Genomic DNA, 11904 nt, shown 5'->3' with positions numbered 1-11904 from the left:
ATTTTCCGGGAAAACACCTGATAGGTTTTCCTGGGTAGAGGAATCGTTACCTCCTAGGTGGTTCTTCGTGTGTCCCACCTCGGAGCTAGTAATTCCCGCCAGAAATCGCTAATTATATTGTGAGTACACCAGTAAAAAAGTAATAAGCACCTCATATTTTTAATTTCCTGATATTGTGGCATCATTTGGGATTACCGTATAAATAAGGTATTAATGTTAATTAAATACTCGCAATCCAACATTAATACCACAATACCCAACTTTTCTACCCGAAAAGCCACACAAGAAGGGAAACATCATGTCCAGCGAGACAACCAACTTGGAACGCTCTCGTGCCAATGGTCTGGTCATCCGCAGTGCCGTAGTGGCATCTGTCGGCGGCTTGATTTTTGGCTTCGATACCGCAGTAATTTCAGGAACAACTAAAGCCTTAGAAGTAGTATTCGACCTAACCCCGCAATCGCTCGGTTTCACCGTTGCCTCCGCAACCATCGGCACTATTGTGGGCGCACTATCCGGAGGGGGGCTAGCCGATAAATATGGACGGAAAAAACTGCTATTCGCTATCGGCGCTTTGTTCCTGCTAGGCAGCCTGGGCACCGCCCTAGCACCGGGCTCTGCCTATTGGCTATTCCTGGCCTCCAGATTCCTTGGAGGCGTGGGCGTCGGCATGGCCAGCGTGTGTGCCCCCATCTATATCGCCGAAATTGCCCCCGCCCGCCAACGCGGCCGTCTGGTTGGCTTGGTGCAGTTCAATATCGTGTTAGGTATTTTGGTGGCTTACGCTTCCAATGCCATTATTCGCGCTATTGCCCCGCATGATACTGCTTGGCGCTGGATGCTGGGGATTATGGCAGTTCCCTCCATAGTGTTCTTGCTATTGCTGTTTACGGTTCCGGAAACCCCGCGTTGGTTAATGGCTCAAGGACGCGATAATGAGGCAGAAACTATTAGCCTGAAGCTTTGCTCCTCGCAGGAGGAATCCGATCAGGAGCTAACCGAGATTAGACAACAGATTAAGCGCGACTTGGAGCAATCTAAGACCAAAGTTAATTTCTTCTCCAAGCGTTATCGCAAAGTAATGCTGATGGCTATCGCTATTGCGGCTTTCAACCAGCTCTCAGGGATTAACGCGATCCTTTACTATGCGCCCATGGTTATGCAAGAGGCCGGAGCCGGCGAAAACGCCTCCTACCTAATGTCTATCGCCGTGGGATTCATGAACTTGGTTGCCACCATGACCGCGCTAACCGTAATCGACAGGCTGGGACGCCGCACTCTAATGTTGGTGGGATCCATCGGGTATCTGGTCAGCTTGGGATTCTTAACCTTTGTGATGTTCCGCTTTGAGGGCAACTTTACTTCCGGTTCCTCGGTGCTGGTTTTGATTGGGTTGCTGGTGTTCATCGCCGCGCACGCCTTCGGCCAAGGCTCAGTTATTTGGGTATTCATCTCCGAAATCTTCCCGAATAAGGTACGGGGAGCCGGGCAATCAGTAGGTTCGACTACTCACTGGACTTTTGCCGCCATCACCTCCGGGGTATTCCCCTCCATGATCGCGTTCCTAGGGGGCGGCTGGTCATTCCTAATCTTCTTCCTGTGTATGTGTGGTCAGCTACTGTGGGTATTGAAAGTAATGCCGGAAACCAAAGGAATTCCGCTTGAAGAAATGTCCAAGAAACTAGGTGTGGAGTAATTATCATGACTGAAATGAAAGCAACCGATAATCCCGTGCTTTGCCTGGGCGAAGCCTTAATCGATGTTATTGAACGCGCCGGTACCGTAGAAGAAAAAGTAGGCGGAAGTATCTTCAATGTGGCCTGCGGAGTGGCCAGTTTGGGACACCCCACCTCTTTGGCTTCCTGGTGGGGAAAGGACACGCGCGGTAAGAGTTTGGAAGAAACATTAGCCAGTTCTGGGGTCAAGGTTGTTCCCGGTAGCGCTAACGCCCAGAAAACTCCCATCGCTAACGCCCATATAAACGAAAACGGACAAGCGACCTACGATTTCGAATTAGAATGGCAAGTCCCGCCACTTCCCGAGGTAAGTACTATCAGCCACCTGCATACCGGCAGTTTCGCCGCCACCTTAGCCCCCGGTGCCGCTGCGGTGGTAAAGGCAGTGAAGGCGATGGCTGCTAAAGGAACTGTTAGCTATGACCCCAATGTGCGCCCGGCTTTGATGGGCACCCCGGAAGAGGTACGTCCTCGTATAGAAGAACTGATTAGCCTTGCTGATGTGGTAAAAGCCAGTGACGAGGATATTGCCTGGCTCTATGGCGAAGATACTCCCCTCGAGGCGGTTTTGCGGAAGTGGAAAGCTATGGGACCGGGTCTGATTGTCGCTACCCGCGGACCGTGGGCTACTTATGCAGTGTGCGCCAATGACCGGGATATGCTGGCGGTCGATCCCCTAAACATCAAGGTCAAAGACACTGTGGGGGCCGGAGATTCCTTTATGGCAGGTCTGATTTCTGGGCTGATTGATGCGGGGCTGCTGGGTTCGGCAGAGGCCAAACAGCGACTGCAGCAAGCCCAACTCAGCGATATCGAAGGCGCCTTGCATCGAGCAACTATCACCTCAGGGATTACGGTAAGTAAGGTAGGAGCTTATGCTCCCACTCAGGAGGAGGTCGCAGAGGTTCGCGCGAACGATCCCACCCTTTAGTTAGGGATAATCCCAGAGTTCTATACAAATAGTGAAGCCTGCGGGGCGTTAGGGTAACGCCCCGCAGGCTTTTTGCTATGAAACTATTTAGGAAACGAATTCTTGCCCGTAGTAACAGGCTTTAAGGATATTTTCGACTTCCGCCATAGTAGCTTTACGTGGCGTACCGGTATAGGACTCGCGATCGAAAGTACGTTGGGTAAGTTCTGGCAGCTGCTCCAAGAAATCGGATTCCGATACCTGGAAGTCTTGCACTTTTAGCGGTACTCCGAAGGTGGCTATTAAGCTTTCTAGAGCCAGCGCCAAAATCTCCCCGGCGTCCTCTTCACGGGCATTAATCCCCAAGCGCCTACAAATCTCCGCCAACTGTTGAGGAGCCTGGAAACGCAGATAGTTAGGAGAAGCCACAAACTTTCGGGGGCGACCTCCTAAGAACCGCACCACATTGGGCAGTACCGAAGAGAAGTATTCCTGCGCTCGTCCTCCAAAGGCGGCCGCGAAAGTTTTAGTTATGGAATCTGCCAATCCCATAGTGGTATTCGCCTGGGCGGTTGAGATTAAGAACGACCCTTCAATCAGCTTTTCTCGCAAATCAACGAATTCTTGACTGCCCTCAGAGGCATTAACTACCTGAGGAAGAATCTTATAGATATTCTCTAGACCGTGCAGCGCCAAAGAATCGGTATATTCGCTGGCCTGCGTGGAAGTGTAGCCCTCGATTCCATAGGCGATGGCTTGGAAGCCACGCTGCAAAGTATCCTTTCGGGAATAGTCAGCCAAAGTGGTATCCATAACCACAATTTGCGGCAGGAACGCAGTGGATCTAACCGGACGAGCAAAGCCGGTATTTTCATCGGTAATCGCTGCCCAGGGAGCTACCGAGGCTCGCCCTCCGGTAATAGTGGGTACACAGATCAGTTGCGGCGAATTAAGGTGAACCGGCAAAGCAATATGCCCCGCGCAGACTTCTTTAATTGGCAGCTCGGGGCAGGCAACCAGCAGCCGCAAGAACTTTGCGACATTAATGACGTCTCGCTCTCCCACGGCAATGATTGTTTGCGGTCCGTAACCGGAAACTTCCCGTACCTTCTTTTTTAGATACTCCGCGGTGAAATGAGCTTCTACATCTTCAATCACCTGCACGGATATTTTCTCACTGCGGGCATATAGCAGTTGCATCACCACATCCAACTGCCTGCTATTGGCGGCGCGTTGATTGGTAATCACCGTAATTTTGGTTCCCAGCTCCAAGTTGGCTAGCTGCCGGATATATCCAGATCCAAGATAGATTTGATTAGGGATTTGGAAAGGCGTCATTACCGGGTTCCTCCTGGCTAGCCGTTTGATATTAAGCAGATTTACCGCACTGATATTGTTCGACACGGAGTTATGCCCATAAGAGCCACACCCCAGGGTCAAGGAAGGCACCATCGCGTTATAGAGCCCGCCGATAGCCCCGAAAGAACTGGGAGAATTCTCAATGATGCGTACGGTATTAACTTCGGTGGCGAACTTGTCAATCACTTCTCGGTCACGGCAGTGAATGGCGGCGCTATGCCCCAACCCATCTTGTTCCACCATTTGACGAGACAGTTCGATGCCTTCGGCAGCATTTTCCGCCCGGAGTACCGCCAATACTGGCGAAAGTTTTTCCCGGGTCAAGGGTTCTTTATAGCTCACTTCTGTGCAGGGCACCAGAATCGCTTGGGTATCTTCGGGAATGCTAAAACCAGCCATTTCGGCTATCTTCGCTGCACTCTGCCCCACAACTGCCGCATTTAGCTTGGCGCTCATACATTCTTCACTGCCAGCACGCGCCCCGAAAAGCAGATCTTCCAGCTGCTCTTTTTCCTTGGCACTTGCCAGGTGGCATCCTAAATGCTCAAACTCTTTAAGCGCCTGGTCAGCAATGGAGGCATCGAGAATCACCGCCTGTTCAGAGGCACAAATCATTCCGTTATCGAAAGACTTGGAAATGGTAATATCGTTGACCGCATTTTTCACCACTGCGCTCTGATGAATGTAGGCAGGGCAGTTCCCGGCTCCCACTCCCAGCGCCGGCTTACCACAGGAGTAGGCACTTTTAACCATGGCATTACCGCCGGTCGCTAAGATAACCGCCACCCCCGGATGGTTAATTAAATCCGAGGTTGCCTGCATGGAGGGAGTGGAAATCCACTGGACACAACCTTTGGGCGCCCCCGCCGACAAGGCAGCTTCGTAGACAATTTTTGCGGCATGAGCCGAACACTCTTGGGCGTAAGGATGGAAGGCAAAAATAATCGGGTTACGAGTTTTAAGACAAATCAGTGCCTTAAAAATAGTGGTGGAGGTGGGGTTAGTAACTGGAGTTAGCCCTGCCACCACCCCTACAGGCTCGGCTACCTGCACAATCCCCGAAAATTCGTCGCGGGAAATAACTCCTACGGTTTTTTGCCCCTCCAAATCTTGGGCAATAACTTCGGAGGCAAAGATATTTTTTACCGTTTTATCCTCGAAGTTTCCGCGCTTAGTTTCCGCCACCGCTTCGGCGGCAAGCACCGCATGAGCCTCCCGCGCTTTGCGAGCAGCGGTTTCCACAATCAGGTCTACGGTTTGCTGATCAAGTTTCTTAAAATCTTTGAGCGCCTGTTGCGCCTCTTCTACCAGCAGATCTACTGCTGATTTTTCTTCAGATTCTTCACTGAGGACGGGAGGGGAGCTTTTTTGCGACATTGCAACTCTTTTCTATTAGGCGTTTTTCTTTATAGGACTCTTTTGTTATGAGCAGCACCATTGCGATAGCAAATAATTAGATATAAAAAATGTTACCTTACCCACAAGATTAAAGGATTGGTTTCATAGGTTTCCCGACCAATAAACTCCTCTGCACCTTTGCGCAACTAAGGGCGAAATGTGTCCGGCAGCAAACCATAGGCTTCGGGAACGGCTTAAATATCGGCAAGTCGCATCAGACGATACTGCAAAAAAGCCATTAACCCCAAGGAAATGCTCAAATAAACTGGCAACAAGCCCACTGATAGACGATCAGCCACTAAACCGAATAGGGGCGGCATAATCAGCACTCCCACAAAGAAACAGGACATTTGCACTCCGGTGATTGCCCGTGAGCGCTCTCTTCCAAAAATCTGCGGGGTGGAATGAATCATCGCCGGGTAGATGGGGGAACACCCAAGTCCGATGGTCATTATTCCGCACACTGCCAATATGGCTGGTCCGGGAATAATCAGAATTAGCAGCCCCAAAGCTGTCAGTATTATTCCCAAGCGGATCATCTGTTGGTCTGTGTAACGCATAGCCAAGAAACCACTGATGGCACGCCCTATGGTGATCCCTAAGAACACCATGCTGGCGAATGCGGCAGCTGCCGCGGCATCCATATTATTAAACAACCGCAAGTAAGTTGCCGCCCACAGTCCGATGGTGTGTTCTAACGCGGAATAACAGAAGAAACAGACCATCATGGCTTTCACTCCTGGGATTTGCACCACTTCGGAAAGTTTCAGATGCCGAGGGCGCACGGGTTGAACTGTTGGCTCCGGGTTTTCCTCAGCATTTACGGAGGAGACATTTTCTGTTCCCTGGTCAGGATGTTTGCTGGAAACAGCGGCGGAGTCGGCCTGCTCGCCGCGTTTCCACAAGGGCAGACTTAGGAACAATATCGCGGTTATTCCCAGCTGTATGCAGGCGGCATACCAGTAGCCCCCGCGCCATCCGCTGCCTCCCGCCAGGGCGGCTCCCATAATGTAAGGACCAATCGTGGCACCAATCCCCCAACAGCAGTGCAGCCAGTTCATGTGGGAACTCTTAAAATGCAGTGCCACATAGTTATTTAGCGCCACATCTATACTGCCAGCTCCCAATCCGTAGGGAATAGCGCAGATACAAAGCGCCCAGAAATTGGGCGCTAACGCGAACCCCAGGATAGCTACCGCTGTTAGTCCCACCGAAATGGCCGTGATTTTTCCAGTGCCTAGCCAAGAAATCAAACGATCTGATAGCAGGGAGGAAACAATGGTTCCCAGGGAAATAATCACCGAGACAATCCCGGCGTAGGAAACCGTTACCATAAAATCTGAATAAATTGCTGGCCAGGCCGACCCCAGCAGGGCGTCAGGCAGCCCTAAGCTGATGAATGCTAGATAAATCAGTGCCAGTAGTAAGTTAGTCAAGGCTGCCTCCCGGCTTAAAAATATCAGGTTTGATCACAGATTTACTGCCCCTAAGCGGCGCTGCATCAAGGCGAATACTCCCAGAGGCAGAGTCAGGTAGAGAGGTAACCAGCCGACCGATAAATACTGAGCTGTCAACCCAAAAAGTGGTGGCATGATAAAAATCGCCACATAGGAGCTGGCCAGGCAGAGCCCAGCAGAGCATCGGGAAGCCCTAAGCTGATGAATGCTAGGTAAATTAGTGCCAATAGTAAGTTCGTCAAGTGCACCTCCGCAATAAAATTACCAATTCCCACGGAATGTTGGCGCACCTAAAAATCTTTCGTAAGTACACTCACCTCCCCAATTTTTCAAGACAATTAGACTAAAAGTGTCACTAAATGAAAGAATGCCCCTATGCCTAGGATCATTGGGGAAACCCTGGAAGAACATCGTAAGAAAACTCGCCAGCAACTCTTTGACGCGCTTTCTGGTCTCCTGCAAACCAACACTTTTGAGTCACTAACCATGGCGAAGATTGCCGAAGAGGCCGGGGTGGGGCGCACCGCAGTCTATAACCATTTTCAAGACAAAGAAGCGCTGCTGCTGGCGTTTATCACCTACGAAACTGGACAGTATTCCCTACGCTTAAACCACTCATTAGAAGGGGTCACCTCTCCCATCAGGATGCTACGAATCTATATTCGCGAACAGCTCACCCTGGGATCGTCCTATCACCTGGCGCCCGGACTGGATTTACGCCGCCAAGTATCACATGAGACCAGTTCAGAACTGCGCCAACATGCACGTATCGTAGAGAATATCTTGCGTCAGATTCTTCGGAGAGCCATTAGCGAGGGTACGCTCCCTCCCCAAAATCTGCCGATTGCGATTTCTATGGTTAACGCCTCTTTGGCAGGCAGATCCTTACCGAAAGACCCGATACGCCGCGAATATTTAATTCATTGCGTGCAAGCATACATATTGCGCTCCTTGGGAGCAGACCATAAGATTGCGCCGCTACCCAGCGCGAAACGATTCTTGGGACGTCCCTTGGATATGGATGAAAATCCTTTCTCCGTGCGTGGGGACGAGGGGATGGCAACTTCGGCCTGCCCTATTCACCGTGCCAGTTAAACTCAATTCTGCTTTACAGGCTAGCCGGGACTTTTCTCCCAGCTTGAATTCTGTTCCCAACTGAACCGATAGCCGTCAGTTATTGCGAGGGCAGCTAAGGCAAGGCGACAAGTATTTTCGCCTCCTAGTCATCTATAATCGCTAGAGGGAAAGTAAAGGAGGCGCTATGAACACTGACCCGGTTCAGCGGGCAAGTGATCCCGCGACGCCGCTAGAAGAATTGCAGTTCTTAGCGCAAAATCACCCTTCCTTGCGTCCATTAATCGCTGAAAACCCCTCCACCTATCCGGCACTTTTAGAATGGCTAAGCGAGTTTTCAGACCCCGAAATCGCAGCCGCTCTACAGCGCCGCCAAAATCGAATCAACCGGGCTGCCCGCCGGGAAGCTACATTCGTTTCCAAAGGCGCTGAAGGCGCACAGCTCAGACCCGGAAAAAGCGCGCAACCTCCCCAAACACCCCAATCGGCGGCGTCACCTGCTAATTTTGCCCCTCGTTCTCACCGCGCGCATGCAAGCGGAGATACCCCGGAGCCGACGGCTGCTATCCCCGCTCAAGAAACCGAGGTGGCAATAGGGAAGGTCAGTCCCGAACCCGCCGCCTCCTCCCCCAAAGCCAAGTTCCCGGCAGTAACTGAAGCGGATGCTAGCGCCTCGCCGAAAACTGCAGCTACCGAAAAAACCAAAGCGGAAAAACTTAAGCTAGCTGACGAAGCTGATTTGGAAGAGTTTTCCCCGCAGGAAGAAAAAACTGCTTCCAAGAAAAGCAAGATTTTCGTGATTATTGTGGCGGTACTTATTGGGCTGGTGCTTTCTATTGGAGGCAATCTCGCCGATCGGCTCACCGGTGGTGACGGATCAAAGAGTTGGTACGGCAAAAATGGGGTAATCGCGCGGATTTTCGGAGATTCCGACCTCAATAAGGATCGCAACAATAACGGGATTCCCGACGCCCAGGAAAATGGGACAGCGAATAACAAAAACGGTAACTCCGCTGGTAAAGCTGGGAAGAATAGTAAGAATAATGCGGGGGCGCAACTGGATGTGAAAACTGAGGGACGCCAGATCGCACCCGCCCCCACCAGCGCCATTGGAGAAGCGAAGGGACTGCCTGACGGCGCCTACCAGGTCAGCGAGTTCTCTTTGCCCGATGCCCCAATCAAATGCACTATCGGCAGCGAAGTGGTATGCACCGCTTTTAGCTTCACTGGAAACATCGGGCAAGATCCGGGAGCGACTGTTAGGTTCACCCTGGGAGCCGCGGGCGCCAAGAATCCAGAAGATTTAGGGGTAAAGGATCGGGAAACCTCGCAAACTATTCTCGCTAGCGGTGCTGCCGCTGCCTCCGGAGCCTACGCCTGCCAATCCTCGGGATCAGGGGTTGACTGTTGGAACCTGCAGACCGGATACGGGTTGAAGCTCACTATTAACAGTGCTGAAGCCTATCATCCGAAAACCAAATCTGATTAACTAGGCAGCCAGTAAATCTTGGGCGACTAGCTCCGCAATCTGGATGGCGTTCAACGCCGCCCCTTTACGCAGGTTATCCGCGCAGCAAATAAAGGCTAAACCTTTGTCACCCGGGACTGACTGATCGATACGCAGGCGACCGGTGAAAGTACCATCGCGGCCAGCAGCATCCAAAGGATTAGGAACATCTACCAGTTGCACTCCCTCAACCTGCTCTAATGCTGCTTGCGCCTGTTCTAAATCAACTGGGCGAGTAAAACGAGCATTTAGGGAAAGCAGATGGGCAGTCATCACCGGGATGCGCACGCAGGTACAGGAGGCTGCGAGTCCGGGGATATGTAAAATCCGCCGCGACTCATTACGCAGCTTTTGTTCCTCATCAGTTTCGTTTGAGCCGTCATCAACAAAGTTTCCAGCTACCGGCACCGCGTTAAACGCGATTGGACGTACGTAGGTTTTGGGCTGCGGGAAATCTATAGCCGTCCCGTCTAGAGCCAGTTCTTCGCAGCGGTCAACGCTGGCTTCTAGCTGGGAAGAAAGCTCTTTCACCCCGGCTCTTCCGGAACCGGATACTGCCTGATAGGAGGACGCCACTAGGGTTTCCAATCCAAACAGGTCGTGAAGCACTTTCACCGTAGGCATGGCTGCCATAGTGGTGCAATTAGGGTTGGCAATAATCCCTTTGGGACGATCCTTGATATCTTCAGGGTTTACTTCCGAAACCACCAAGGGTACTTCGGGGTCTTTACGCCAGGCAGAAGAATTGTCTACTACTACCGCCCCGGCAGCAGCGAAGCGAGGAGCGTGGGTACGGGAAGCCGCGCCTCCTGCCGAAAAGATAGCAATATCGATACCGCTAAGATCGGCGCCCTCCACATCCTCGACAGTTATTTGCTGACCGCGGAAAGTAAGCTGCTTGCCGGCACTACGGGAGGTTGCAAACAGGCGAATGCCCGCTGCCGGAAAATTTCTTTCTTCCAGCAGGGTACGCATTACCCGCCCTACCTGACCGGTTGCTCCTACTAGAGCTACAGTTAATTGCTTAATCATCGTCCGGTACCTCCATAGACCACAGCTTCAGTTTCTTCGGAATCTAAATCAAAGGCTTTGTGGATTGCCAAGACAGCATCATCGAGGCGATCCAGGTTGATGAGTACCGAGATCCGCACCTCAGAAGTGGAAATAATGTCTACGTTGATTCCTTCATCAGACAGGGCTTGGAAAAAACGCGCCGAAATCCCGGGGTTATTGCGCATACCTGCCCCCACCAGGGAAACTTTCCCCACATTGGTGTCGTGATCAACCCGAATGAAATCTAAAGCCTGCTTTTCTTGCTCAAGCTCGCTGATTACCGCAGCTATATCTTCTGCGGGCATAGTGATAGAGATATTTGCCCGTCCCGGACGCGCCTCGGAAATGTTTTGCACAATCATATCGATATTGGCACCGGCTTTCGCCACCGCCGTAAACAGGTCAGCGGCCACGCCCGGTCGGTCAGGCAGTCCCACCACCGTTAGTTTTTCTTGGGAACGGTCATGCGCGATACCAGAAATAATTGGAGCTTCCACTTTTTCCTCCTCGAGAGCTTCCGCAGGGACTATCCCCCGCAACGATTTCGGAGCTGGACCCCGGGCAATCCAAGTGCCGTTCTTATCGGAAAAGCTAGAACGCACATGCAGAGGCACCCGGTAGCGGCGGGCAAACTCTACCGCCCGCAGATGCAAAATCTTGGCGCCATTAGCGGCCAACTCTAAGGTTTCTTCATAGTCGAGGGAGTGCAGGCGGCGCGCAGTAGGCACCAGGCGAGGATCGGCGGTAAATAGGCCATCTACATCGGTATAGATTTCACAAACATCCGCGTGCAGCGCCGCTGCTAAAGCTACCGCAGTAGTGTCCGAGCCGCCACGCCCCAGGGTAGTGACATCATCAGCATCATTTACCCCTTGGAACCCGGCAACTATTGCCACATTGTTTTTGCGGACTGCCCGGGCAATTCTTTCGGGAACCATCCCCACAATCTGGGCTTTGCCGTATTTGGCGTCGGTACGAATTCCGGCTTGCGCCCCGGTAAATGCCATCGCCGGTACCCCCTGGGCGGATATTGCCATGGACAGCAAAGACATAGAAATACGCTCTCCGGCAGAAAGTAAGATATCCATTTCCCGAGCAGGGGCGTTAGCATTAAGCTCGGCCGCCATATCAATCAATTCATCGGTGGTGTCACCCATCGCGGAAACCACTACCACCACTTGATGCCCAGCTTGGCGGGTTTGCACAATTCGTCGCGCTACCCGCTGCAACGACTGTGTATCGGCAACTGAAGATCCGCCGTACTTTTGTACAATCAGCGCCATTTACTCCCCTTGTATAACTGCTCTTCGGCTAACTATCTTCTGTAATTGTATGAGGATAGCTTTGCTGAAGCCCTAGCGTCTCAAATTTGCTGGTCGGTAAGCAAACACACATGTTTAGATTCCCCGA

At 51.9% G+C, this 11904-nt stretch carries 9 protein-coding genes; 4 read left to right on the top strand and 5 right to left on the bottom strand.

What is annotated here, in order from left to right; all coding sequences use genetic code 11:
- Nucleotides 1-298: 298 nt before the first annotated feature.
- Together BQ5456_RS07690 and BQ5456_RS07685 are read left to right on the top strand one after the other, a co-directional pair.
- Complete coding sequence (locus tag BQ5456_RS07690) at nt 299-1696, top strand: sugar porter family MFS transporter (protein ID WP_071129466.1); 1398 nt, start codon at nt 299-301, stop codon at nt 1694-1696.
- Nucleotides 1697-1701: 5 nt separating this feature from the next.
- Nucleotides 1702-2667, top strand: a complete 966-nt coding sequence (locus BQ5456_RS07685) for a carbohydrate kinase family protein (protein ID WP_071129465.1) — start codon at nt 1702-1704, stop codon at nt 2665-2667.
- Nucleotides 2668-2754: 87 nt separating this feature from the next.
- Here the strand turns inward: BQ5456_RS07685 and BQ5456_RS07680 are convergent, their stop codons facing one another.
- The 3 genes from BQ5456_RS07680 to BQ5456_RS10660 form a co-directional block, all read right to left on the bottom strand.
- Nucleotides 2755-5382 (bottom strand): aldehyde dehydrogenase family protein, encoded by a 2628-nt coding sequence (locus BQ5456_RS07680; RefSeq protein WP_071129464.1) that lies wholly within the window; start codon nt 5380-5382, stop codon nt 2755-2757.
- Nucleotides 5383-5597: 215 nt separating this feature from the next.
- Nucleotides 5598-6839 (bottom strand): MFS transporter, encoded by a 1242-nt coding sequence (locus BQ5456_RS07675; protein ID WP_071129463.1) that lies wholly within the window; start codon nt 6837-6839, stop codon nt 5598-5600.
- A 33-nt stretch (nt 6840-6872) separates the two neighbouring features.
- Complete coding sequence (locus BQ5456_RS10660) at nt 6873-6995, bottom strand: hypothetical protein (RefSeq protein ID WP_268872101.1); 123 nt, start codon at nt 6993-6995, stop codon at nt 6873-6875.
- 240 nt (nt 6996-7235) lie between these two features.
- Here BQ5456_RS10660 and BQ5456_RS07670 point away from each other — a divergent pair, with 240 nt between their 5' ends.
- Together BQ5456_RS07670 and BQ5456_RS07665 are read left to right on the top strand one after the other, a co-directional pair.
- Nucleotides 7236-7955: a TetR/AcrR family transcriptional regulator gene (locus tag BQ5456_RS07670; protein ID WP_071129462.1), complete on the top strand. Its 720-nt coding sequence runs from the start codon at nt 7236-7238 to the stop codon at nt 7953-7955.
- Nucleotides 7956-8121: 166 nt separating this feature from the next.
- Entirely contained in the window at nt 8122-9423 is a 1302-nt protein-coding gene (locus BQ5456_RS07665; RefSeq protein WP_071129461.1) for a variant leucine-rich repeat-containing protein, read from the top strand.
- On the opposite strand, the gene BQ5456_RS07660 is transcribed toward BQ5456_RS07665, so the two are convergent.
- Nucleotides 9424-10473 (bottom strand): aspartate-semialdehyde dehydrogenase, encoded by a 1050-nt coding sequence (locus tag BQ5456_RS07660; protein ID WP_071129460.1) that lies wholly within the window; start codon nt 10471-10473, stop codon nt 9424-9426.
- Nucleotides 10470-11777, bottom strand: coding sequence for an aspartate kinase (locus BQ5456_RS07655; RefSeq protein ID WP_071129459.1), 1308 nt, complete (start codon nt 11775-11777; stop codon nt 10470-10472). Before BQ5456_RS07655 ends, BQ5456_RS07660 begins: the two co-directional genes overlap by 4 nt.
- Nucleotides 11778-11904: the final 127 nt, after the last annotated feature.

The organism is Varibaculum massiliense, from assembly GCF_900106855.1.
GTDB classification, from domain to species: domain Bacteria; phylum Actinomycetota; class Actinomycetes; order Actinomycetales; family Actinomycetaceae; genus Varibaculum; species Varibaculum massiliense.
Note: the sequence above shows the minus strand (reverse complement) of the source record. Positions and strands in the feature narration are given on the sequence as shown.

Bases quoted from the DNA above. Each gene is read 5' to 3' on its own strand.
- BQ5456_RS07690 (WP_071129466.1), top strand. From the start codon at position 299: ATGTCCAGCGAGACAACCAACTTGGAACGCTCTCGTGCCAATGGTCTG.
- BQ5456_RS07685 (WP_071129465.1), top strand. From the start codon at position 1,702: ATGACTGAAATGAAAGCAACCGATAATCCCGTGCTTTGCCTGGGCGAA.
- BQ5456_RS07680 (WP_071129464.1), bottom strand. From the start codon at position 5,382: ATGTCGCAAAAAAGCTCCCCTCCCGTCCTCAGTGAAGAATCTGAAGAA.
- BQ5456_RS10660 (WP_268872101.1), bottom strand. From the start codon at position 6,995: ATGCCACCACTTTTTGGGTTGACAGCTCAGTATTTATCGGTCGGCTGG.
- BQ5456_RS07670 (WP_071129462.1), top strand. From the start codon at position 7,236: ATGCCTAGGATCATTGGGGAAACCCTGGAAGAACATCGTAAGAAAACT.
- BQ5456_RS07665 (WP_071129461.1), top strand. From the start codon at position 8,122: ATGAACACTGACCCGGTTCAGCGGGCAAGTGATCCCGCGACGCCGCTA.
- BQ5456_RS07660 (WP_071129460.1), bottom strand. From the start codon at position 10,473: ATGATTAAGCAATTAACTGTAGCTCTAGTAGGAGCAACCGGTCAGGTA.
- BQ5456_RS07655 (WP_071129459.1), bottom strand. From the start codon at position 11,777: ATGGCGCTGATTGTACAAAAGTACGGCGGATCTTCAGTTGCCGATACA.